Annotated in this window: 24 protein-coding genes and 1 pseudogene; 15 read left to right on the plus strand and 10 right to left on the minus strand. The window is 77.2% G+C overall.

The genetic code is table 11. The features are described from left to right. Nucleotides 1-284, plus strand: a 284-nt coding sequence (locus VER05_RS10765) for a hypothetical protein (protein WP_324845352.1), incomplete at its 5' end; no start/stop codon positions are given. Nucleotides 285-373: 89 nt separating this feature from the next. Here VER05_RS10765 and VER05_RS10770 read toward each other — a convergent pair. Further along, nucleotides 374-1,108 (minus strand): hypothetical protein, encoded by a 735-nt coding sequence (locus tag VER05_RS10770; RefSeq protein ID WP_324845353.1) that lies wholly within the window; start codon nt 1,106-1,108, stop codon nt 374-376. Between the two features lie 74 nt (nt 1,109-1,182). Next, a complete protein-coding gene (locus VER05_RS10775) occupies nt 1,183-1,626 on the minus strand; it encodes a MarR family winged helix-turn-helix transcriptional regulator (protein WP_324845354.1) in 444 nt (147 codons plus the stop codon). A 46-nt stretch (nt 1,627-1,672) separates the two neighbouring features. On the opposite strand from VER05_RS10775, the gene VER05_RS10780 reads away from it, so the two are divergent. Further along, the gene (locus tag VER05_RS10780) at nt 1,673-2,065 is read left to right on the plus strand and encodes a VOC family protein (RefSeq protein ID WP_324845355.1); all 393 of its coding nucleotides are present in this window, start codon (nt 1,673-1,675) and stop codon (nt 2,063-2,065) included. A 43-nt stretch (nt 2,066-2,108) separates the two neighbouring features. On the opposite strand, the gene VER05_RS10785 is transcribed toward VER05_RS10780, so the two are convergent. From VER05_RS10785 to VER05_RS10795, 3 genes are all read right to left on the minus strand, one after another. Then, nucleotides 2,109-2,555, minus strand: coding sequence for a GNAT family N-acetyltransferase (locus VER05_RS10785; protein WP_324845356.1), 447 nt, complete (start codon nt 2,553-2,555; stop codon nt 2,109-2,111). A gap of 13 nt (nt 2,556-2,568) precedes the next feature. After that, the gene (locus tag VER05_RS10790) at nt 2,569-3,900 is read right to left on the minus strand and encodes an ABC transporter substrate-binding protein (RefSeq protein ID WP_324845357.1); all 1,332 of its coding nucleotides are present in this window, start codon (nt 3,898-3,900) and stop codon (nt 2,569-2,571) included. Nucleotides 3,901-4,019: 119 nt separating this feature from the next. Continuing rightward, on the minus strand, nt 4,020-4,451 hold the full coding sequence (locus tag VER05_RS10795) for a type II toxin-antitoxin system PemK/MazF family toxin (protein WP_324845358.1): 432 nt from the start codon (nt 4,449-4,451) through the stop codon (nt 4,020-4,022). On the opposite strand from VER05_RS10795, the pseudogene VER05_RS10800 reads away from it, so the two are divergent. Next, nucleotides 4,450-5,157, plus strand: a pseudogene (locus VER05_RS10800) (DUF429 domain-containing protein); the annotation flags it as partial. The gene VER05_RS10795 and the pseudogene VER05_RS10800 sit on opposite strands and share 2 nt — an antisense overlap. Before the next feature lie 204 nt (nt 5,158-5,361). Beyond that, entirely contained in the window at nt 5,362-5,604 is a 243-nt protein-coding gene (locus VER05_RS10805; protein WP_324845374.1) for a hypothetical protein, read from the plus strand. Nucleotides 5,605-5,626: 22 nt separating this feature from the next. Here VER05_RS10805 and VER05_RS10810 read toward each other — a convergent pair whose 3' ends face one another. Further along, a complete protein-coding gene (locus VER05_RS10810; RefSeq protein ID WP_324845359.1) occupies nt 5,627-7,000 on the minus strand; it encodes an FAD-binding oxidoreductase in 1,374 nt (457 codons plus the stop codon). Between the two features lie 156 nt (nt 7,001-7,156). Here VER05_RS10810 and VER05_RS10815 point away from each other — a divergent pair, with 156 nt between their 5' ends. The 3 genes from VER05_RS10815 to VER05_RS10825 all read left to right on the plus strand — a co-directional run bounded on the left by VER05_RS10815 (nt 7,157) and on the right by VER05_RS10825 (nt 8,853). After that, a complete protein-coding gene (locus VER05_RS10815) occupies nt 7,157-7,447 on the plus strand; it encodes a DUF1905 domain-containing protein (RefSeq protein ID WP_324845360.1) in 291 nt (96 codons plus the stop codon). Between the two features lie 106 nt (nt 7,448-7,553). Continuing rightward, a complete protein-coding gene (locus tag VER05_RS10820; protein ID WP_324845361.1) occupies nt 7,554-8,489 on the plus strand; it encodes an aldo/keto reductase in 936 nt (311 codons plus the stop codon). A gap of 61 nt (nt 8,490-8,550) precedes the next feature. Beyond that, the gene (locus VER05_RS10825) at nt 8,551-8,853 is read left to right on the plus strand and encodes a DUF1905 domain-containing protein (protein ID WP_324845362.1); all 303 of its coding nucleotides are present in this window, start codon (nt 8,551-8,553) and stop codon (nt 8,851-8,853) included. Between the two features lie 73 nt (nt 8,854-8,926). Here VER05_RS10825 and VER05_RS10830 read toward each other — a convergent pair whose 3' ends face one another. After that, nucleotides 8,927-9,274, minus strand: a complete 348-nt coding sequence (locus tag VER05_RS10830; RefSeq protein WP_324845363.1) for a CBU_0592 family membrane protein — start codon at nt 9,272-9,274, stop codon at nt 8,927-8,929. 155 nt (nt 9,275-9,429) lie between these two features. On the opposite strand from VER05_RS10830, the gene VER05_RS10835 reads away from it, so the two are divergent. Together VER05_RS10835 and VER05_RS10840 are read left to right on the plus strand one after the other, a co-directional pair. Then, nucleotides 9,430-10,332 (plus strand): LysR family transcriptional regulator, encoded by a 903-nt coding sequence (locus VER05_RS10835; RefSeq protein WP_324845364.1) that lies wholly within the window; start codon nt 9,430-9,432, stop codon nt 10,330-10,332. A gap of 43 nt (nt 10,333-10,375) precedes the next feature. Further along, entirely contained in the window at nt 10,376-11,623 is a 1,248-nt protein-coding gene (locus VER05_RS10840) for an FAD-dependent oxidoreductase (RefSeq protein ID WP_324845365.1), read from the plus strand. 4 nt (nt 11,624-11,627) lie between these two features. On the opposite strand, the gene VER05_RS10845 is transcribed toward VER05_RS10840, so the two are convergent. Further along, nucleotides 11,628-12,803 (minus strand): glycosyltransferase family 2 protein, encoded by a 1,176-nt coding sequence (locus VER05_RS10845; protein ID WP_324845366.1) that lies wholly within the window; start codon nt 12,801-12,803, stop codon nt 11,628-11,630. 3 nt (nt 12,804-12,806) lie between these two features. After that, entirely contained in the window at nt 12,807-13,820 is a 1,014-nt protein-coding gene (locus VER05_RS10850; protein ID WP_324845367.1) for a phosphodiester glycosidase family protein, read from the minus strand. 202 nt (nt 13,821-14,022) lie between these two features. On the opposite strand from VER05_RS10850, the gene VER05_RS10855 reads away from it, so the two are divergent. From VER05_RS10855 to VER05_RS10875, 5 genes are all read left to right on the plus strand, one after another. Continuing rightward, a complete protein-coding gene (locus tag VER05_RS10855; protein WP_324845375.1) occupies nt 14,023-14,895 on the plus strand; it encodes a class I SAM-dependent methyltransferase in 873 nt (290 codons plus the stop codon). Nucleotides 14,896-14,965: 70 nt separating this feature from the next. Beyond that, nucleotides 14,966-15,388 carry a VOC family protein gene (locus VER05_RS10860; protein WP_324845368.1) on the plus strand — a complete coding sequence of 141 codons (423 nt, stop codon included), beginning with the start codon at nt 14,966-14,968 and terminating at the stop codon, nt 15,386-15,388. Then, entirely contained in the window at nt 15,355-17,337 is a 1,983-nt protein-coding gene (locus tag VER05_RS10865; protein WP_324845369.1) for a bacterial transcriptional activator domain-containing protein, read from the plus strand. The genes VER05_RS10860 and VER05_RS10865 overlap by 34 nt, the downstream gene beginning before the upstream one ends. A gap of 172 nt (nt 17,338-17,509) precedes the next feature. Further along, complete coding sequence (locus VER05_RS10870; RefSeq protein WP_324845370.1) at nt 17,510-17,800, plus strand: hypothetical protein; 291 nt, start codon at nt 17,510-17,512, stop codon at nt 17,798-17,800. After that, the gene (locus tag VER05_RS10875) at nt 17,797-18,099 is read left to right on the plus strand and encodes a hypothetical protein (RefSeq protein ID WP_324845371.1); all 303 of its coding nucleotides are present in this window, start codon (nt 17,797-17,799) and stop codon (nt 18,097-18,099) included. The genes VER05_RS10870 and VER05_RS10875 overlap by 4 nt, the downstream gene beginning before the upstream one ends. A gap of 43 nt (nt 18,100-18,142) precedes the next feature. Here the strand turns inward: VER05_RS10875 and VER05_RS10880 are convergent, their stop codons facing one another. Continuing rightward, nucleotides 18,143-19,522, minus strand: a complete 1,380-nt coding sequence (locus VER05_RS10880; protein ID WP_324845372.1) for an NYN domain-containing protein — start codon at nt 19,520-19,522, stop codon at nt 18,143-18,145. 80 nt (nt 19,523-19,602) lie between these two features. On the opposite strand from VER05_RS10880, the gene VER05_RS10885 reads away from it, so the two are divergent. Continuing rightward, nucleotides 19,603-21,156 (plus strand): PucR family transcriptional regulator, encoded by a 1,554-nt coding sequence (locus VER05_RS10885; RefSeq protein ID WP_324845373.1) that lies wholly within the window; start codon nt 19,603-19,605, stop codon nt 21,154-21,156. Nucleotides 21,157-21,327: the final 171 nt, after the last annotated feature.

The raw sequence follows: 21,327 nt of genomic DNA on the forward strand, positions 1-21,327 counted from the left end.
TCGGCGAGGGCGGCCCCACGTACGCCGTCGCCCGGGCGCTCGGCCAGGAGGACGACGGCGGCTGGCGACTCGTGACCGCCCGGGCGTTCACGGCGCTCGGCGCCCAGCAGGTCACGACCGTCACCTGCCCGACGGGCGCGGGCATCGACGTGGCCCAGGGCCAGATCGCCCCGGGTCTGTTCGAGTGGATCAGCCCGACCGGGCACCGGTACCTCACGCGGCCGGGGACCGGGCGGTCGCACGACGCCACCGCCGACCCGCACGACGAGCCCCCGCCGTTCTGAGCCGCGCGCCCGGGACGACGCGGGTCCCGAGCCACCTCGTCGGGGTGCCCGCGGTGCGGGTCGAGCCGCTGGGCGCCGCCGAGGCCCGGTCAGGGGTACCGCTCGAGCCCGGACAGGTGGACCCACGTGGTCATGGCGATCTGGCCCTGGGCCACGTCGATGCCCGCGCCCGTCGGGCAGGTGACGGTGGTGACCTGCTGGGCGCCCAGCGTCGTGAACGCCCGGGCGGTCACGAGCCGCCAGCCGCCGTCGACCTCCCGGCCGAGCGCCCGGGCGACGGCGTACGTGGGACCACCCTCGCCCAGCCCCTCGCCGATGCCGAGCACGTTCTGCGCGGGGCCGGCCACGAGGTCGGCGCCCGCGAGGTGCTGGTCGACGAGGGCCAGCGAGGCCGCCTCGTCGTCGCCGACCTCACCCGGGTAGGGGGCGCGCTCGTCGAGCACCCGGCAACCGCTGTCGGGGTCCGTCAGCTCCAGCGTCACCGGGACCGAGGCGTCGGTGGTCGTGGAGCCCGGCGAGCCGACGAGCTCCCAGTCCCGGATCTCCCCGAGGCCGTTGACGAAGTCGACCTCGGTCCCCGCCGGCAGCGCCAGTCCGTCCGCGAACGTGACCGTGATGTCCAGGGCGTCGATGCCGGTCCAGGACGGCGGGGCGCCCGTGGCACCCGCGCCCGCGCCCGGGCCCGCCGGCCCGGTGGACTGCGGCGCCGGTCCCTGGGCGTCGGTCGACGGCGAGGCGGTGCCCGCGCACCCCGATGCGATCGTCCCCGCTGCGAGCAGCAGCACCAGCGCGCGGACCTGCGTGCTCACTCCTCGACGTCCCACGGCGTCACCGTAGCGGCGCGGCCAGGGCTCGCGGGCGGGTTCAGCGCGGCGGATGCAGTGCGGCGGATGCGAGATCAGTCGTCGAGCAGCGCGTCCCTGCTCGCCACCAGCGCGTCCCGCAGCGCCACCCGCTCCTCGGGGCCGAGTCCACCGAGCATCCGCCCCATCACGTCGGCCACGCGCGACTCCGCCGCGACCAGCGCCGCGGTGCCGGCGGGCGTCGGGGCGACCGCCCGCTCCCGCCGGGGGCCGGGCTCCTCGGCGCGCTCGACGAGGCCCTGCCGTTCCATGCCCTGCACGAGCACGTTCATCGACTGCCGGGAGACGAACGTGCGCCGGGCGAGCTCGGACCCGGTGATGCCCGGCTGCGCGCGCAGCGTGCTGAGGCACGCGTACTGGGACACGGTCAGCCCGAGCGGCCGAAGCGCCTCGTCCATCCGGTGGTGGAGGGCGGCCTGCGTCGCCTTGAGCAGGATGCCGAGCTCCTTCGCGAGCGCGGCGTCGGCGGGGTCGTTCATGTCAGCATCTTGACATACACCAGGGGCTGAGTGTCAGGATATTGACATGAGCACCACGCCCGCCGGCACGTCCGGCCCCGACTTCGTCTCGTTCCAGGTCCGCGACCTGGCCGCCTCCGCCGACTTCTACGAGCGCCTCGTCGGCCTCACCCGCCTCCCGGCGCCGAACCCGCAGGCCGTGGTCTTCTCGACGGGCGTCGCCGGCGCGACGGCGTTCGCGGTGCGGGTGCCGTTCCCGGGCGTCGACCTCGACGCCGCCGGGCAGCTCGGCGCGGGCGTGGGCGTGTGGTTCCACCAGCCGGAGGCGGCGACGCTGCACGCGCGGCTCGCCGAGGCCGGCGTGCCGATCGTGCAGGAGCCGTTCGAGAGCCCGTTCGGGACGACGTTCTCGTTCCGCGACCCCGACGGCTACGTGGTCACCGTCCACTCCGCGGCCTGACCCGGGCGGCGGCGCGGCGGCCGGGTCCGGCGCCCGGCGGTCGTCAGCCGAGCGGGATCTGGTAGTGGATCATCCCGGACCGCGTCGCCACCCGGTCGTACAGCGCCCGGGCCGTGGCGTTCGTCTCCGCGGTGAGCCAGTAGACCTTCGCCGACCCGTGCTGCTCCGCCCAGGTGCGCACGTGCGCGACGAGCGCCCGGCCCGCGCCGACCCCGCGCCCGTCCGGCGCCACGAACAGGTCCTCGAGGTAGCAGTAGGTCGTCGTGGTCCAGGTCGCGGCGTGGGTCAGCCAGTGCACGAGGCCGACCGCGGCGCCGGTGTCGTCCCGGGCGAGCGCCCCGTGCAGGCCCGAGCCCGGGTCCACGAGCCGGGCGAACGTGGCCGCGGTCGTCTCCTCGTCGAGGGTGGTCTCGTAGAACGCGAGGTAGCCGTCCCAGAGGGCGCGCCACGCCGCGCGGTCGTCGGGGGTGAGGGCGGTGACGGTGGCCATCCGCGCAGCGTAGTCAGCGGTCCGCGGCGTCGGCGGCCACCGCCGTGAGCGACGCCAGCACCCGGTCGAGCGAGCCCGGGTCCCGCACCAGCGCGAGCATCGCCTGGCTCCACGCGGCCTGGACCACGGGCGGCATGGCGTCCCCGGCGCCGAACCGCACGACGTCGGCGCCGGCCAGGTGCTCCGCCACCGAGCGCGCCACCGCGTCCGGGTACGCCGCGGCCGGTACGCCCCGGTTGACCGAGGCGTACCCGCCGAGCCCGGCCCACCGCGCCTGTGCCTCGGCTCCCGTGAGGTAGGCCAGGAACGACCGGGCCGCCGGGGTGTCCCGCAGCGCGACCACCAGGTCCGCGCCGACGGTCACCGCGCCCGCGAGGGCCGGGTCGACCGCGGGGAACGCGAACCAGTCGTAGCCGACGCCGGGGACGAGGTCCGGGTAGGCGTCCGCGACGAACGCCTGCGCGAAGGACGCCATCGGGTAGGCGTACGCCTGCGGCGGGTCGGTGAACACCGGCAGCACGCCCTCGGCGTCGCCCGTGGTCAGGATCGCCGGGACGCCGCCGAGCACCCGCCCGGGCGCGGTGACCAGGTCGAGGAACCGGTCGAACGACCGCCGGACGCACTCCTCGCTCCACGGGACCTCGGCGGCCACCCAGGCGTCGTACGTCCCGGGGCCGCAGCCGCCCAGCAGTAGCGACGCGACGCCGTCCGTGAGCGCCCAGCCGCTGCCGGGGCCGCGGGGCGCGACGACCGAGAGCGGCGTCCGCCCGTCGGCGGCGGCGTCGCCGGCCCACGCGACCAGGTCGTCCCAGGTGGCGGGCACCGGGTACCCCGCCGCGTCGAACGCCGCGGGCGAGTACCAGACGGTCGACCGGTCGGTGGCCTTGACGGGCAGCGCGTAGAGCGCGCCGTCGACGGTCCCGAGCTCCGTCCACGTCGCGGGGTAGTCCCGGGCGACGGCGGCCGGGTCGAGGAGGTCGTCCAGGGGCAGCACGGCGCCGTCCCGGACGAGGTCGTCCAGCAGCCCGGGGTTCGGCAGCACGGCGACGTCGGGCGGGTCCCCGGCGGCCACCGCGGCGGCGAGGTCGCCCGCGAGGTCCCGGGAGCCGGTCCAGTCGACGGCCGCCCCGGTGGCGTCCTCCCACGTCCCGGTGACGGCGGCGAACGTGTCGCGCTCGGGCCCGCTCCACAGGCCGAGGACGGACACGGTCTCGCCGTCGAGCCCCGGCGTCGCCGACGGCGCCGAGGGGGTGGTGGTCGGGTCCGGATCGCTCGACCCGGTGCACGCCGCGGCCGACAGGGCCAGCAGGCCGCCGGCCACCACGGCGGCGGGGCGCAGCCTCATCGTCGCCTCCCGCGTCGCCGTCGGCCCGGCGTCGGCGCCACCCGGCCCGACGCCGCGCACGCTACGCGCGGGGGCTCGCGGCCCGGCCCCGCCGCGGCCCGGCCGCCCGGACCCCCCCGTCACCGCAAGTCGCGCGCGGCGTCCTCGTACCACCGCAGCCACGCCCGCCCGGCGTCGCCGGTGCGTCGGCGCAGCGCGGTGCGGCGCAGGTCCAGCGGGCGCAGGTCCACCCAGCTCCGCCGGTCGAGCCCGGGCAGCGTCTCGGGCGACCGGGCGTAGCCTCCCCGCCCGTCCTGGTCCTGGGAGGTGAGCCGCACGACGGTGCACCGGCGCCCGCGCGACGACAGGACCACGACGGGCCGGTCCTTCGCGCCCGTGCCGTCGCGGTACGGCACCATCGCGAACCACACGTCGCCGCGCCGGGCCCGCGGGGCGCCGGCCCGGCCCAGCAGCCGCAGCACGAGCACCACGGCGCCGACGACGAGGGCCAGCAGCCACGGGCGGTCGCCGACGAGGTCGGCGAGCACGCCGGGCACGATCTGGTCGGTCATGCAGGGGAGTGTGCCAGGCGGGCGGGACGCGGGACGCGGCAGACTGGCGCGCGTGACGACCCCCGCCCTGCACGTCGGCCTCGACCTCGCCTGGTCCACCGGCGTGACCGGCCTGGCCGTGGTCGACGACGCGGGCCGGCTGCTCGGATCCGGGTCCTGCCGCACCGACGACGAGATCGCGGCGTGGCTCGACCGGCTGGACGCGCCGGTCGCGGTGGTCGGCGTCGACGCGCCGCTGGTGGTCCCGAACGCCACCGGCCAGCGGGAGGCGGAGCGGGCGATCGGCCGGGCGTTCGGCCGCTACGGGGCGTCCGCGCACACCGCCAACCGCGGCACGTTCGGCGGAGCCGACCCGCGGGCCTGGCGGCTGGCCGAGCGGTTCGGCTGGGCGACCGACCCGGGGACGCCGGTCGGCGGCGGGCGCACCCTCTGCCTGGAGGTGTACCCGCACCCGGCGCTGGTGGCGCTGTTCGGGCTGCCGTACCGGCTGGACTACAAGAAGGGCCCGCGCGAGCGGCGGCAGCCGGGGTTCGCCGCGCTGGTCGCGCACCTGGAGTCCGTGCCCGGCATGCGCGCGGCGGAGAGCCCGCGGTGGGCGCACCTGCGGGGCGTCGTCGCCGACCCCGGGCCGGGCGACCTGGACCGGGTCGAGGACGAGCTCGACGCGGTGGTGTGCGCCCACCTCGCCTGGTTGTGGCACCACCGGCCGGGGTCGCTCGAGGTGTACGGGAGCGCGGCGGGCGGGTACGTCGTGGCCCCGCCGGCACCGGCGCACCCGGCGGTGCGACCGCCCCGGGCGGCGCCGGCGCCGCGCTCGGTGCGAGCGCCCCGGCCGGCGACCGCGGGCGACGACGCGCGGCGGCGGCCCGAGGTCGTCTGCCTGTGCGGGTCCGTGCGGTTCGCGGACGAGATGCGGGCCGCGAACCGCGACCTGACCGCCGCGGGCGCGATCGTCGTCGCGCCCGGCGAGGCGCCCGAGCCGCTCACCGACGAGCAGCGGGCGGCGCTCGGCGAGCTGCACCTGCGCCGGATCGACCTCGCCGACCGGGTGCTCGTGGTCAACCCCGGCGGCTACGTCGGCGAGTCCACGACCCGGGAGATCGCGTACGCCCGGGCCGCCGGCAAGCCGGTCGCGTTCACCGAGCCCGGCTGACCGGCTCGCCGGCCGGGGGCGGTCACCCCGCCGGCGGCACGTTCTGGTTCCGCCGGAACAGGTTCCCCGGGTCGTACGCGGCCTTGGCCGCCGCGAGCCGGTCCCACGTCGCGCCCGGGTAGGCCGCGCGCACCCGCTCCGGCCCCTCGTCGCCGAGGAAGTTCACGTACGCCCCCGCGTCGCCCTGGTCCAGCACGGCCGCGGTGCCCTCGACCCACGCGGTGCGCCCGGCCCGGTCGTCGGGCCCGGTCACGAACGCGGCGACGTTGCCCATCAGCCGGCTGGACCGGTGCGCGAACGCGGTCGCGTCGGCGGACACCCGCGCGATCGCCCCGCCGAGGGCCCGGAGCTGGACGACGCGCATGCCGTCGAGCGCGCGGAGCCGGTCGAGCAGCGCCTCCGCGAGCGGCAGGTCGACGTGGTCGAGCAGCAGCGTCCGCGCCACCGCGGTCGGGTGGTACTCGGGGTCGGCCGGCGGGAAAAGCTCGGGGTAGGCGACCGGCCGGACCAGGTCGGCGATCGGGTCGGCGAGCGCCCGGATCGGCGCCAGCGCGGCGTCGGCGGCCTCGGGCGGCCCGGACCAGCAGACCAGCGCCATGACGACGAGCGACCCGTGGTGCTCGGCCGGGACGAACGGCAGGGGCGGGCAGGGCATGACGTTGACGATCGCGGTGAGCTCGTCCGGCCCGGCCTGCAGCGCGCCGAGGAACCCGGCGACCACCGGTGCCGACGCCGGCAGCAGCAGCATGCCCCCGGTCACGCCGTCGAGCGGGTGCAGCCGGAACCGGAACCGGGTGACGACGCCGAAGTTGCCGCCGCCCCCGCGCAGCGCCCAGAACAGCTCCGGGTGCCGGTCGGCGTCCGCGCGCACCACCCGCCCGTCGGCGAGCACGACGTCCGCGGCGAGCAGGTTGTCGACGGTGAGCCCGTGCGCGCGGGACAGGAACCCGACGCCGCCGCCCAGCGTGATGCCGGAGACGCCGACCGAGCCGGTGTCGCCGAACCCGACGGCGAGCCCGTGCGCCGCGGTCGCGGCCGTGGTCTCGCCCGCGGTCGCCCCGGCCTCGACCCACGCGGTGCGGTCGCCGGGGTCGACGTCGACAGCGCGCATGTCGCGGAGGTCGACCACCAGGCCGTCGTCGACGGTGCCGTGGCCCGCGCCGCTGTGCCCGCCGCTGCGGACGGCCAGCGGCAGGCCCGCGTCCTGGGCGAACGCGACCGCCGCGGCCACGTCGGCGTCGTCCCGCGGTCGTGCGATGACGGCGGGACGGGGGTCGGCGCCGCCGAGCACGACCACCCGGAGGGCGTCGTACTCGGGGTCGCCCGGCTGGACGACGCGGCCCGAGAACCGGGTCCGGAGGTCGTCGACGTCCTGGGTGCTCGGCGAGGCGGTCATGCGGCGCTCCTGACGCACTGCGGCACTGCGGCGGCTGGGACCCCACCCAGGGTTCTCCCGGTCGGGGCGCGGCGGCAAGGGGTTTCGATGCGGTTCCGGGGTGGCACCCGGGCCGTCCCCGGGCGCCGCCGCGGGCGCCGTCCGTACCCTGGCGCCATGGACCTGCGGTTCCGCGGCGAGATCGTCCACTGGCGCGGCCCGGCGCCGTACCACTACGTCGCCGTCCCGGGACGCGAGGCGGACGAGCTGCGGGCGGCGTCGTCGCTGGTCTCGTACGGCTGGGGCGTCATCCCGGTCGCCGTGACGCTCGGGCGGACCCGGTGGGAGACATCGCTGTTCCCCAAGGACGGCGGCTACCTGGTGCCGATCAAGACGGCCGTGCGGCGCGCCGAGGGCGTGGACCTCGGCGACGAGGTGGAGCTGCGGCTGCGCGTCGAGGTGCGCTGAGCCGGGCCAGTCGGCCGCGCGAAGGCGGGTGTCGGCGGGGGTCCGTAGGCTCGGGCGTGCGCCCCGGTCACCGGGCGCACGTCACCGTCGACCTCGAAGGACCAGCATGAAGACCTTCACCCTGCCCGGCACCGACATCGTCGCCCCGAACGTGATCCTCGGCCTGATGCGCATCCAGCAGAAGTCCGACGACGAGGTGCGCGAGCTGGTCCGCGCCGCCCGGGACGCGGGGATCGCGTTCGTCGACCACGCCGCCGTCTACGGCGACGACAAGCACGGCTGCGAGGCCCGGTTCGCCGAGGCGCTCGACCTGACGCCGTCCCAGCGCGACGAGTTCGTCATCCAGACCAAGGCCGGGATCATCAAGGACGGCCCGTACTTCGACTTCTCGTACGAGGAGATCGTCTCCTCGGTCGAGGGCTCGCTGCGCGCGCTGCGCACCGACCACGTCGACATCCTGCTGCTGCACCGCCCGGACGCCCTGGTCGAGCCGGACGAGGTCGCCCGCGCGTTCGACGAGCTCGCCGCGGCCGGCAAGGTGCGCGCGTTCGGCGTCTCGAACCACACGCCGCAGCAGATCGAGCTGCTGAAGAGGTCGGTGCAGCAGCCGCTCGTGGTCAACCAGCTGCAGCTGAGCATCACGCACGCGCCGCTGATCGCGCAGGGCGTGGCCGCGAACATGGCGGCGCTGGACCAGTCGATCTCCCGGGACAACGGCCTGCTCGACTACTGCCGGCTGCACGACATCACCGTGCAGGCGTGGTCGCCGTTCCAGAAGGGCTTCTTCGACGGGGTGTTCCTCGGCGACCGCGAGACCTACCCGGAGCTGAACGACGTGATCGACCGGCTCGCGGAGAAGTACGGCGTGACGCCGACCGGCATCGCGGTCGCGTGGATCACGCGGCACCCGGCGCAGATGCAGGTCGTGCTCGGCACGACGACGCCGTTCCGGGTGACCGAGTCCGCCGCCGGCTCCGAGGTGCCGCTGACGCGGGCGGAGTGGTACGAGCTGTACCGCGCGGCGGGGCACACGGTGCCGTGATCCGGCAGCCGGTGCTGCCGCGCACCCGTCGCGTGTCGGCGGGGTGCGGCAGCATCGGGGCATGACCTTCGACTTCGAGGCCCTGCTCTGGGAGTGGGACGCCCGGCGCACCGAGCACTGGACGTTCGTGAGCGTCCCGGACGACGCGTCCGACGAGATCCTCGAGCGCGCCGGTGCGTTCGCGCGCGGGTTCGGGTCGCTCCGGGTCGAGGTGACGGTCGGGGGCACCACCTGGCGGACGTCGATCTTCCCCGACTCGAAGGCCCGGGCCTACTCGCTGCCGGTCAAGAAGGCGGTGCGCACGGCCGAGGGGCTGGCGGTGGGGGAGCCGGTCCAGGTGCGGCTGCGCGTGCTCGACGTGTGAGCGCCGCGCCGGCTCGCGCCGGCTCGCGCCGGCTCTCGCCGGCTCGCGCCCGGCGACCCGTGCGGTCGAGCGGTCAGGCCGCGAGGTCCACCGCGCGTGCCGGCACGGGCTCGACCGCCGCGACCGGCGCCTCGGCGACCGCCGCGAGCGCGCGCTCCTCGGCCTCGCGCTGCCGCTGCCGGCGCGCCTTGAGCACCACCATGACCGCGTGCGCGCCGACGACGGCCCACACGGCGTTGGTGACCACCGACGGCCACACCCCGCTGCTCGCGGCGACCATGCCCATGAACAGGCCCGACACGACGTTCGCGAGCTGGTAGCGCCCGGACGTCGGCGCCCACTTCCCGCGGGTGACGAAGACGTAGGCGACGAGGCACGTGACCGCGCCGACCCAGCCGAGCGCGGTGACGAAAGCGGACACGGGCGTACTCCTGGCAAGGCGAGGGGTGGGTGAGGGGGGGCCGGCGAGCGGGACCCCGCGGTTCGCCGGCAGCAGAATCATGCGTCCTGATCGGGTTCAGCACAATCGAATGATGTTGCGACAGGGGTTCACCAGAACTGAATTAGGATGAAACGGTGCCGACCGACCCCCGACGCCTCGCCGTCCTGCTCGCCGTCCACCGCGCCGGCGGGGTGCTCGCGGCCGCCGACCTGCTGCACGTGACGCCCTCCGCGGTGTCCCAGCAGATCGCCCGGCTGGAGGCGGAGGAGGGCGTCGCGGTGCTCGACCGCAACCCCCGCGGCGCCACCCTCACGGCCGCCGGGCGCATCCTCGCGGAGGCCGCGGAGCGCATCGAGTCGGAGCTCGTGGAGGCGCGGAAGTCGCTCGCGGAGCTCGGTGGCGAGCTCTCCGGCCGGGTGACCGTCGCGGCGTTCCAGACCGCGATCCGCGCCGTGATCGCCCCGGCGTTCGCGGTGGTCGCGGAGCACCACCCCGGCATCGAGCTGCTGATCGAGGAGCGCGAGCAGGGCGAGTCGATGCGCCGGCTCCGGGAGGGCGACGCGGACATCGTGCTCCTGGAGCGCGACGAGGACGCGGACACCCACGTGCCGCGCGGGCAGCGCGACGTCGTGCTGCTGGAGGAGCCGTGGCGGCTGGTGCTGCCCGGCACGGTCGCGACGCCGACGCAGCTGTCCGACCTCGCCGGCGTCACCTGGCTCGCGGCCGAGCGGCAGACGGCCGCGGCGCGCGCGATGGGTCGCGTCACGGCGGCGCTCGGCCCGGTGACCGCCCGGCACCTGTACTACGACTTCGACGTCGCGCTGGCGCTGGTCGCCGCGGGGCAGGGGGTCGCCCTGCTGCCGGCGCTCGCGCTCCAGGGCGAGCTGCCCGACGGCGTCACGGTGGCGACGGTGCCGGGGCTCGGGTCCCGGCGGCTCGTCGCCCGGCACCGCGCGACCCGGCGCGAGCCCGGCCCGGCGGTGGTGGCGGTGATCGACGAGCTGCTGGCGGTGGCGTCGGGCATCGACGCGGTGTGAGGCCCGCCGGGCGGCCCGCCCACCCCGCCCCTAGGCTCCCCGCATGGACTGCGACGTCGTGGTGGTCGGGGCGGGGCTGGCCGGGCTGACCTGCGCGCGGACCCTGCAGGCGCGCGGGCTCGACGTCCGCGTGCTGGAGGCGGGGCCGGCCGTGGGCGGGCGGGTGCGCAGCGAGCGGGTGGACGGGTTCACGCTCGACCGCGGGTTCCAGGTCGTCAACCCCGCGTACCCGGCGCTGCGGGAGGTCGTCGACGTCGACGCGCTGCGGCTGCAGCCGTTCCTGCCCGGCGTCGCCGTGCGGCGGGACGACGGCCTGGCGGTGCTGGCGGACCCGCGCCGGGCGCCGGCCCGGCTGCGCGAGACGCTCGGCAGCGGCTACGTCCGGGTCGGCGAGCTGGCCGCGCTCGCGCGCTGGGCGGCCCCGGCGCTGGGCCCGGTGCGCGCGCTGGAGGCCGGGCCGGACGCCACGCTCGCGGAGTCGCTGACCGCGGCGGGCGTCGACGGGCGGCTGCGGCACGAGGTGCTGGAGCCGTTCCTCGCGGGCGTGCTGGCCGACGAGTCGGGCGCGACGTCGGCGACGTTCGCCCGGCTGGTGGTGCGGTCGATGCTGCGGGGGACGCCCGGGCTGCCGGCCGGGGGCGCGGGCGCGCTGCCCGCGCTGCTCGCCGAGGGGCTGCCGCACGTCACGACCGGGGCGCGGGTCACGGCGGTCGAGCGCGTCGACGGCGGCCGGGCGGTGCAGGTCGACGGCAGCCGGCTCCGGGCGCGGGCGGTCGTGGTCGCGGCGGACCCGGTCACGGCGGCGGCGCTCGCGGCGGTCGAGGCGCCCCCGATGCGCGGACTCAGCACGACCTGGTGGGCGGCCGAGGGCATCCCGCGCGTGGACGCGGTCGTGGTCGACGGCCGGCGCCGCGGGCCCGTGGTGGACGCGGCGCTCATCTCGGCGGCGGCCCCGTCGTACGCGCCGGCGGGCGCGCAGCTGGTGCAGGCGACGTCGGTGCTGCCGTCCGGTCCGTGGGACGCCGCGGCGCGGCCCGACCCGGCGGAGGTGCGGCGGCAGGCGGGGGAGATGCTGGGCGCGGACCCGCGCGGCTGGCGCGAGCTCGCGACCCACGAGATCGCCGGGGCGCTGCCCGCGGCGCCCCCGCCGCTCCGGGTCCGGCAGCCGGTCGACCTCGGCGACGGGCTGTACGTGTGCGGCGACCACCGGGACACGCCGTCGCAGCAGGGCGCGATCGCGTCGGGCCGGCGCGCGGCGCGGGCGGTCGCGCGTCGGCTGCTCGGGGGCTGACGGCTCACCGCGTCGGGTGGAACGTCGTGTCCGACACGCCGCGGGCGTGTTCGTCACGACCTTCCACTCGACGGAGGGCTGGTCGCGCTCGGTCGGTGGACCGTGTGCCCTCCGTGACCGGCCCGGCGAACACGAACCGGCGCTGGACCTGGAAGCTCACGAGGTAGAGCGCCACCTCGGTCGCGACCTTCGCCGGCAGCAGGCCGACGCCGAGGCCCGTGAGCGCGGCGAGCAGCAGGTAGCTCCCGCCCAGCAGCAGGCCGGCGAGCGTCGCGTACCGCACGGCGGCCCGGCCCAGCGGCGCCCGCCGGGTGGTGCGGCGCCCGGACCCCGCGCCCCGCCCCGCGCCCCGCCCGAACACCAGCCCCCGGTTCACCGCGAAGTTCACGCCCGCGCTCAGCACCCGCGCCCCGACGACCGCCGCCGCCAGCGACCCGGTCGCCGCGTGCAGCGCCAGCAGCGCCACGGTGTCGATCGCGAACGCCGACAGCGACGACAGCGAGAACAGCAGCAGCGGCGCGAGCACCCGGGCGGAGTCGGTGAGCGGCCGGAAGTGCGACGACGCGTTCCCCTCGAGGTAGATGGTGGCGATCTCGACCTCCTCGACCGGCTGCCCCTCGGCGGCCGCGCGCAGCAGCAGGTTCTGCTCGTACTCGAACCGCTCGCCGCGCACGGTCCGCAGCCAGGGCAGCAGCGCCGCCGGGTAGCCGCGCAGCCCCGTCTGGGTGTCGCGGAGCCGCACGCCGGTCGCGAGGTGGAACACCCGCGCGGTGACCCGGTTGCCGAGCACCGACCGCGCCGGCACCCGGCCGGTGAACGCCCGCGCCCCCAGCACCGTCGCGGGCCGGTCGGCGGGCTGCGCGTCCAGCGCGGCGGCCACCCGGAGGACGTCGGCGACCGAGTGCTGCCCGTCGCTGTCCGCGCACACCACCGGCTGCCCGGGGTGGTGCCGCTCGGCGTAGGCGAAGCCGGTCTTGAGCGCGCAGCCCTTGCCGCGGTTGCCCGGGTACGTGAGCACCGTGCAGCCCGGCCCGCGGACCCGGTCGAACAGCGCGCGGTACGCCGGGCCGGAGCCGTCGTCGACGACCAGCACCTGCACGCCGGGGGCGGTGGCCCGCAGGTCGTCGACCAGCCGCACCAGGCGCTCGTCGGGCTCGTAGGCGGGGATCAGGACGATCACGGCTCAGCCCCCGATGTAGAGGATGTCGGAGGTGCCGCGCTCGGTGCCGGTGCCGAGCGGGTCGTTCACGAGCGAGCCGTCGAAGTACATGGTCGAGGAGCCGCCGCCGTCGATGTTGTAGGCCGTGGTGGCGCCCAGCGACTGCATGAGCTCGGCGAGGCCGGTCATGTCGACGCCGGCGGAGTAGCCGGGGGACCGGCCGTCCACGACCACGAACACGAGGTGGTTGTCGTCGATCACGCCGACCGCGGTGCGCGGCTGCTCGCCCTGGATCGAGTGGTTTCCGACGTTGGTGTCGACCTCCACGTCCTCGATGCCGTCGACGACCTCGCCGCCGGAGACGAGCGCCGGCCCGAACGACAGGGTGTTCCACACCCCGTCCGCCACCAGCGCGTCGGCCGTCGTGGCGGTCTCGTCGTAGACCTCGACGTGGCCGTCGGTGTAGAACGCCAGGCCCTCGCGGGCGCCCTCGTCGCGGTACACGACGCCGTTCCGGATGACGATGCCGGTGTCCCGGAAGCCGTAGTAGTCGCCGTTGATCGCGAACACCGCGTCGTTGTCCTCGGCGATCGCGGAGGTGGTCTCGGTGATGTTCGTGCCGAACTGGTTGTGCGCGAACGCCGAGCGCAGCACGGTGGCGTCCGACAGGGCCACGTCGGCGACGTAGTACGTGACCTGGTCGTCGCCGCTGCCGGTCACGACCGTGGAGATGCTGATGCTCGCGTCGTCGGACTCGTAGGTGGTGTCCGTGACCGTGGCGTCGGCACCCGCGTCGTCGGACGACGACGAGGCCGTGCCGTTCTGCGCCGCCTCGTAGGCCTGCACGTCCACGATCTCCACGTGGTCGATGACGAACCGGTCGAGCGCCCACGCCGACCCGCCGCCCACGGCGAGCAGCAGGACGAGCGCCGAGACGAGCAGGGAGCGGCGCAGCCGGCGGCGGCGCGGGCGCCGGTCCGGTCGGCCGGGCGGGTCGGCGGGCGCGCCGCCGGGTCGGGTGCGGGGGTGTCGGGTCATGCGGACAGGTCTACGGAGCCCGCTCAGGGCCGCCCGGTGCGCGGGCTGTGCGGGGCGTGTGAGGCGGTGCGCGGGGCGGGGCGCGGCGACGCCAAGGCGCGTCGCGGCGTCACACGCCCGCGCACACGCCGCCGGGGTTCGGTGGTCCGCATCGGGCACCGGCACCAGGACCGGGCCCTCGGGCGAGGAGCAGGTGGACGAGATGATGACGATCATCGGGGGAGCGCGCGCGACGGACGACGCGGCGGTGACGGCCCTCAAGCAGCGGCACCGGGCGATGTGGGCGCTGGGCGACTACCCGGCGCTCGCGGCCGAGGTGGTCGGCGGGCTGGGGCCGGTGCTGGTCGACGCGGTGGGCGTGCGCCCGGGGGAGCGGGTGCTCGACGTGGCCGCGGGCACGGGCAACGCGGCGGTGCCCGCGGCGCTCGCCGGCGGCCGGGTGGTGGCGTCGGACCTGACGCCCGAGCTGCTCGGCGCCGGGCGCCGCGCGGCGGAGGCGCGCGGGCTCGCGCTCGACTGGCAGGAGGCGGACGCGGAGGCGCTGCCGTTCCCGGCGGGGTCGTTCGACGTGGTGACGTCGTGCATCGGGGTGATGTTCGCCCCGCGGCACGAGGTCGCCGCCGCGGAGCTGCTGCGGGTCTGCCGGCCCGGCGGCCGGGTGGGGCTGGTCTCGTGGACCCCGACCGGCTTCATCGGGCGGCTGTTCGCGACGATGAAGCCGTACCTGCCGGCGCCGCCGCCCGGCGTGCAGCCGCCGCCGCTGTGGGGCGACGAGGCGCACGTGCGCGGCCTGCTGGGCGCGGGGGTCGCCGACGTCCGGGTCGAGCGCCGGCTCCTCACCGTCGACGCGTTCGGCGAGCCGGAGGCGTTCCGCGACTACTTCGCCGCCCGGTACGGCCCGACGATCGCGGCCTACCGCGCCGTCGCCGACGACCCGGACCGCACGGCCGCGCTGGACGCGGACCTGGTCGGCCTGGCCCGGGACGCCGCCCGACGCGGGCCGGACGGGGGCCTGGTGCTCGACTGGGAGTACCTGCTGCTGACCGCGCGGCGGGCGGGCGACGGCGCGTCTTGACGGCGGCGCGAGCCCGGCGGCAGTGTGAGCCACGTCACATCAGTCCGTCGTCCCGGAGAAGGAGCCCGCCATGCCCACGCGCCTCAACCCGTACCTCGGCTTCCGTGACACCGCGCGGGAGGCCATGGAGTTCTACCGGTCCGTGTTCGGCGGCGAGCTCACCGTCAGCACGTTCGGCGACTTCCAGGCCAGCGACGACCCCGCCGAGCAGGACAAGGTCATGCACTCCCAGCTGGAGACGCCCGGCGGGCTCGTGCTCATGGCCGCCGACACCCCGAACGCCATGTCGTACCAGCCGGGCGACAACTTCTCGGTCTCGCTCAGCGGAGGCCCGGACTCCGAGGCCGAGCTCCGCGGGTACTGGGACAAGCTGTCCGACGGCGGGAACGTGGTCGAGCCCCTGGCGACCGCCCCCTGGGGCGACTCGTTCGGGATGGTGGCGGACAAGTTCGGCACGATGTGGCTCGTGAACATCGCGGGCGCCGCGGGCTGACCCCCGGGGCGGTCGCCCTGCTCGGCCCGCCGGCGATCCGGCGGGCCGGGCCGCGCGCGCCCGAGCAGCCGGCCGCGCCGGGGCGGGCGGGCTCGCCGGGGCGGGCGGGCCCGCCGGAGCAGCCGGGCCCGCGCGGCAGCAAGGCGTGGCTGCTGCTCGCGTACCTGGTGCTGGCCGGCCGCGGGGTGCCGCGGAGCCGGCTGACCGGCCTGCTGGTGGGCGACGCGGACGACCCGGGCGGCGCCCTGCGGTGGAACCTGTCGCAGCTCCGCCGCGCGCTCGACGGCCTCGCCGACCTGGGCGGCGACCCGCTGGTCCTCGACCTGCGGCCCGGTACGGTCGTCGACGTCCGGGTGCTGGCCTCGGGGGCGTGGGCGGAGGCGCTGGCGCTGCCGGGGTTCGGCGGCGCGCTCCTGGAGGGCGTGACGCCGCGAGGCAGCGCCGCGCTGGAGCTCTGGCTCGCGGGCGAGCGGGAGCGGGTCGCGGGTCTGACCGCGGCGATCCTGCACGAGGCCGCGCACGCCCGGCTCGCCCGCGGCGACGCGGCGGGGGCGGTGGCCCTCGCGGCGCGGCTGGTCGCGGCGGAGCCGCTGGCGGAGCGCGGGCACGAGCTCTGGGCGCGGGCGCTCGTCGCCGCGGGGGACCGGGCCGGCGCCGAGCGCCGGGTGGCCGAGTGCCGGGCGCTGTTCCGGCGCGAGCTCGGCGTCGAGCCGTCGCCGAGCCTGGTGGCGGCGCTGCGCGGGCGCGGCCCGGCGGTGGGGCGCGCCCCTGCGGCCGGAGCCGGGCCGGACGCCGTGGGCCGGTTCGGCGCGTGGGACGGCGGCGTCGCCGGGGCACGGGGCCCCGCGCCCGACTCGCCCGCCGCGGTGGACGCCGCCGTCGAGGGCGGCGAGGGCGCGGCGCACGTCGGCGCCTACGAGCGCGCGATCGACCTGCTGCGCGCCGGCGTCGACGGGGCCCGCGGCCTCGGGGACGACGCCCGGCTCGGGGTGGCGCTGGGGGCGCTCGGCCGGGTGCTGGTGCACGGCGTGCGCGGCAGCGACGAGGAGGCCGTCGCGGTGCTCCACGAGGCGCTGGTCGCGGCGCGGCGCAGCGGGTCCGCCGACGTCGCCGCCCGGGCCGCGCTGGAGCTCGGGCACGTCGAGACGCTGCGGGGGCGGTACCCGCGGGCCGCCATGTGGTTCGGGCGGGCGCGGGAGCTCGGCGGCGGCGACGCGCGGCTGCGGGCCTGGGTGGGCGTCTTCGACGGCATCGGCCGCAGCGACCAGGCCGACTACGCCGGCGCGGCCGCGGTGCTCGGGGCGGCGGCCGAGGACGCGCGGTCCGCGGCCGACCTGCGGGCGGAGGCGTACGCGCTGACCGCGCTCGGCCGGCTGCGGGTGCTGCGCGACGAGCCGGGGCCGGCGCTCGCGGTGCTCGACCGGGCGTGCGCCGTCGCGCGGGACCTGGGCTGGACCTCGTTCCTGCCGTTCCCGCGGTCCCAGCGCGCCGAGGTGCTGCTCCGGGCGGGCGACCTGGCCGGGGCCGACGCGGGGTTCGAGGGCGCCTACGCGCTGGCCTGCCAGGTCGGCGACCCGTGCTGGGAGGGCTACGCGCTGCGCGGGCGGGGGCTGCTCGCGGCGGCCCGCGGCGACGACGACGCGGCGCTCGACCTGCTGACCGCCGCGCCGGGCGCCTGCCGCCGCCAGCGCGACGCGCACGACTGGGTGGAGGCGCACTGCCTGGACGCGCTGTGCGGGTTCGCGGTGCCGCGCGGGCTGCCCGGTGCGGCGGGCTGGGTCGACGACCTGGAGGCGTTCGCGGCGCGCCGCGGGATGCGCGAGCTCGTGGCCCGGGCGGCGCTGCACCGCGCGGGCCTCGGTCAGCCGGGCGCGGCGGAGCACGCCGCCGCGCTGGTCGCGGGGATCGACAACCCGTCCCTGGTCGCGGCGGCGCCGGGCGGGGCGTGAGCCGGGGCTTCCGGCCGATCCCGTCGGGACCGGCTCCCCGGGCGGGCGCCTCCCCGACCACAGGTCGCCGCGGTGTGCGCCGTCCCCAGACCCGCTCGGGTCCCACCCGCGGCGCGCCGCCGCCGTTCCGTACGGTCGCCCCACGCGGACGGGGGTGGGAATGCACGACAACGTGCGTTACATTCGGTGGACGATCGTGGAGCTGGCGTGGATCCGGGACGCCGAGGACCACATCGCCCGGCACGACGTCACGCCGCAGGACGTCGAGGACGTCCTGGGCGGTCGGTACTGGCGCGCCCGGGGGCGCTCCGGCACCGCGCTCGTGTACGGCCGCACCCGTGGCAGCCGCCCGCTGCTGGTCGTGCTCGCCCCCGGGCCGGACGGTGCCGCGGTGGTCGTGACCGCCCGGGACCTCACGCCCGCCGAGCGGCGCGCGCTCCGACGGAAGGAGACGGGACGATGACCGAGAGCCTCCGGCGCCTGCGCCGGCACTACGACCGCACCGACACCAGCGCGGAGCTCGCGTCGGCGGAGCCGGCCGAGCCCGGCGAGGGTCGGATGGTCGGCATCACGATCCGGCTCCCGCAGGCCACCCTGGACGCCGCGCGCGCGGTCGCCGACGAGGAGGGCGTGAAGGTCACGGCATTGCTCCGCGCCTGGGTGGAGCAGCGCCTGGCGGAGCGGGTGGACGACCGGTCGATGGTGCCGGTCGCGGACCTCCGGCGGCTGATCGCGCGCGCGGCGCGGCGGCACCCGGGCTGACGCCCGGGCGGCGCCCCGCGCGGCGCCGCCCGCGCCGGCGCGGTCAGTCCTCCAGGTCCTCCAGCAGCCCGCCGCCGACCCAGTCGTCGATCGCGATCTCGTCGGCCTCGGACAGCTCCATGCGCGCGCCCCGGCAGAGCCCGACGACGTTGTCCGCCCAGGCCTCCGCCACGTCGACCGCGGTGACGGTGTCGTCCAGCTCGAGGCCGACGTACAGCACGCCCGAGATCACGGTGTTCACGGTCGACCGGCCGACGGCGGCGCCCGCCGCCTGGCAGGCGTCCCGGACCCGGCGGGCCGTGGCGGTGCGCTCGAACGGGTGCGCCCGCACGTCGTCGGCCAGGGCGGTGAGCAGGACGCGGTAGTTGTCCTTGCTGAGCCCCGGGGTGTCGGTGACGGCGACGACCTGGCGCTGCAGCGCGGACGCGTCGGTCCCCGCGGGGCCCTCGGCCGCGGCGCCGGGCAGGTCGGCCTCGCCGAACCGCTTCGGGTCCCACACGTACCCCGGCGACGGCCGGGCGGCGACGCCGAGCTCCGGCACGGCCTCGCCCAGCCAGGGCAGGAAGCCGCCGGTGCCGGCCCAGCGGGTGCTGGGCAGCGTGGGGTCGGCCTTCTGCGCGGCCTGCGCGACGGCGCCGGTCGGCACCGGGCGGTCGGCGGACCGGACCCGCTGCAGCACGGCGCGGCGCGCGGCGAGCGAGCCGGCGGAGCCCGTCGCCGGGTTCGGCTCCTCGCGGCGCGCGCCGCCCCGGGACCCGGACCCCGAGGGCGCGGGCTCCGGCGCCGACGGGGCGGCCGGCTCCGGCTCGGCCGCCGCGGCGGTCGGCTCGGCGCCCGGCGCCACGTCCGCGCCGACGTCCCCGGCCGCGCCCTGCCCGGCCGTCACGAGCTCGGCGAGGTCGTCGGCGGTGATGACGGTGTCGGCCACGGCGCGGTACGCGCTGGCCGCCGGGCTCGCGGTGATGATCGTGACCCGCCGGTCGGCGGCCCGGCACCGCTGCACGAGCGGCGTGAAGTCGGCGTCGGCGGACACGATGACGAACTCGTCGTACCGGGTGTCGGCGTCCAGCGCGTCGACCGCGTCGAGCACGAGGTTGATGTCGGCGCTGCTCTTGCCCTGCTGGGTGAGCGACGGGCAGTCGACCACCTGGAAGCCGGCGCGGGTGAAGTTCGGCCGGAACCGGCTGAACACGGACGGGTTGAGGTAGCAGGCGCGCACGAGGAACCGCCGGCTGAAGTCGCCGTCGGCGTCGCTGCCGCTCTCCAGCTCGGACAGCCAGTGCCCGGGGTCGGTCGCGAAGGCCTCCGCGGCGTCCGGGTCCAGGCGGCGCAGGCCGATGTAGACGTTGTCGAAGTCGACGAACATGGCCGTGCGCAGGCGGCGCGGCCCGTCGAGGCGGCTGGGGTCCAGGGCTGACGTCACGCGGCCATCCTGCCGCGAAACCCGTCCGGCCGCGTCGCTCGTACACTGACCCGGTGCCGAGCGGGACCAGGTGGTGACCAGTGGACGTCCGTGACCTCGTCGCCGCACCCGACCTCGGGCTGAGCGTGGTGGCGGCCGAGCCCGACGCGCTCGACCGCCCGGTGACCGCCGCGTACATCACCGACCTGCCGGACCCGTCGCGGTTCCTGTCGACGGGCGACGTGGTGCTGACCAGCGGCCTGTGGCTGGACCGCCCGGACGGCGCGGCGACGTTCCTGGGGGCGCTCGCGCAGCAGAACGTGGCGGCGATCGTGATCGGGCTGATCGAGATCGGCGTGATCCCGGACGAGGTGATCGCGACCTGCCGCGCCCGCGGCCTGACCCTGCTCACGGTGTCCCCGGGCGTGTCGTTCCGGCGGATCGCCGACGAGATCGCCGCCCGGCAGCCCGGCTCCGCCGCGGGCCTGGCGAACCGGACCATGCGGTTCAGCCGCCGCATCGCGGACACGGTGTCCCGCGGCGGCGGCGTCGCCGAGCTGCTGGCGCAGTTCACCGCGGAGTTCGCGGTCGGCTGCTGGGTGATCGACGAGACCGGGATGCTGCTCGCCACCGCGGGCGCGGCGCCGGACCGCGGGCAGGTCGCCGAGCAGTGGAACGCCGTCATCGCCCGCGAGCACGACCGGCGGGTGATCCTCCCCGGCGAGGGCTCCGAGCACGGGCCGGCCACGATCGTGCGCACCGGCGCCCGGGACCGGTCCGGGTTCTTCGGCTGCTGGGGCGACCACCGGTCGTTCTCGGACGAGGTGGCGCTCGCGCTGGACGCCGTCGTCGGCGCGCTGCGCGTCGAGATGGAGCTCGCGGCCCGCTGGCGCGAGACCCGGGACGCCCAGGTCGCCGCGCTGATCACGGCGATCCGCGACGCCGAGGCGTCGCCCGGCGCGATCTCGGCGCGGATGCGCCTGGAGGGCATGGCGCCCTCGGACGAGACCACGATCGTCGCGGCGCGGGTCGACGACCCCCGGTTCCCGCGCGCCGCCGTGCTGGAGATGCTGCAGCGCACGCTCACCGCCCGCGGGCACCGGGTGCTGGGGTGCCGGTTCGACGACCAGGCGATCCTGCTGGTCAACGGCGCGGGCGACGACGAGCGCCCGCTCGCGGAGCACCTGGCCGAGGAGTACCTGCTGCTGCTGGACGGCCGGCAGCTGCGCGTCGGCATGAGCGACCCGGTCAGCGGCGTCAGCCGGCTCAACTCGGCGATCGCCACGGCGGTCGAGCGGGTGCAGAACGCGGCCGGCACCGAGCCCGTGGTGGTGTCGACGTCGCTGCACGTGCAGACGCACCGCGCGCTGCTGCGGATGCTGGGGGAGAGCACCCGGTCGGGCTACGCCCGCGAGGTGCTGGCGCCGCTGCTGTCCTACGACGAGCGGCACAACGCCGACCTGGTCGGCACGCTGCGGGCGTTCCTCGACGGCGGCGGCGCGTGGCAGGAGACGGCCCGGCAGCTGCACCTGCACACGAACACGCTGCGCTACCGGATCGCGCGCATCGAGGAGCTCACCAACCGCGACATGAGCACCATGTCCGACCGGGTCGACCTGTTCCTCGCGATGACCTGCCTCGACGAGTCGGAGTAGGCCGGCGTCAGGCCGCCGTCAGGCGAAGTGCATCGTCGGGATGCCGAAGGCCCGCGGGTCCGGCACCCGCAGGAGCGCGGGCGCGACGACCTCCTCCACCAGGATCTCGACCGTGTAGTGCGCCTCGGCCCCGAGCAGGTGGCCGGCGAACGCCGCCGCGGCCGCGTTCTT

The organism is Cellulomonas sp., assembly GCF_035634735.1.
In the GTDB taxonomy this organism is placed as follows: domain Bacteria; phylum Actinomycetota; class Actinomycetes; order Actinomycetales; family Cellulomonadaceae; genus Cellulomonas.

Coding starts and splice junctions, on each gene's coding strand:
- VER05_RS10775 (WP_324845354.1), bottom strand. CDS start 1,626: ATGAACGACCCCGCCGACGCCGCGCTCGCGAAGGAGCTCGGCATCCTG.
- VER05_RS10780 (WP_324845355.1), top strand. CDS start 1,673: ATGAGCACCACGCCCGCCGGCACGTCCGGCCCCGACTTCGTCTCGTTC.
- VER05_RS10785 (WP_324845356.1), bottom strand. CDS start 2,555: ATGGCCACCGTCACCGCCCTCACCCCCGACGACCGCGCGGCGTGGCGC.
- VER05_RS10790 (WP_324845357.1), bottom strand. CDS start 3,900: ATGAGGCTGCGCCCCGCCGCCGTGGTGGCCGGCGGCCTGCTGGCCCTG.
- VER05_RS10795 (WP_324845358.1), bottom strand. CDS start 4,451: ATGACCGACCAGATCGTGCCCGGCGTGCTCGCCGACCTCGTCGGCGAC.
- VER05_RS10805 (WP_324845374.1), top strand. CDS start 5,362: ATGCGGGCCGCGAACCGCGACCTGACCGCCGCGGGCGCGATCGTCGTC.
- VER05_RS10810 (WP_324845359.1), bottom strand. CDS start 7,000: ATGACCGCCTCGCCGAGCACCCAGGACGTCGACGACCTCCGGACCCGG.
- VER05_RS10815 (WP_324845360.1), top strand. CDS start 7,157: ATGGACCTGCGGTTCCGCGGCGAGATCGTCCACTGGCGCGGCCCGGCG.
- VER05_RS10820 (WP_324845361.1), top strand. CDS start 7,554: ATGAAGACCTTCACCCTGCCCGGCACCGACATCGTCGCCCCGAACGTG.
- VER05_RS10825 (WP_324845362.1), top strand. CDS start 8,551: ATGACCTTCGACTTCGAGGCCCTGCTCTGGGAGTGGGACGCCCGGCGC.
- VER05_RS10840 (WP_324845365.1), top strand. CDS start 10,376: ATGGACTGCGACGTCGTGGTGGTCGGGGCGGGGCTGGCCGGGCTGACC.
- VER05_RS10850 (WP_324845367.1), bottom strand. CDS start 13,820: ATGACCCGACACCCCCGCACCCGACCCGGCGGCGCGCCCGCCGACCCG.
- VER05_RS10855 (WP_324845375.1), top strand. CDS start 14,023: ATGATGACGATCATCGGGGGAGCGCGCGCGACGGACGACGCGGCGGTG.
- VER05_RS10860 (WP_324845368.1), top strand. CDS start 14,966: ATGCCCACGCGCCTCAACCCGTACCTCGGCTTCCGTGACACCGCGCGG.
- VER05_RS10875 (WP_324845371.1), top strand. CDS start 17,797: ATGACCGAGAGCCTCCGGCGCCTGCGCCGGCACTACGACCGCACCGAC.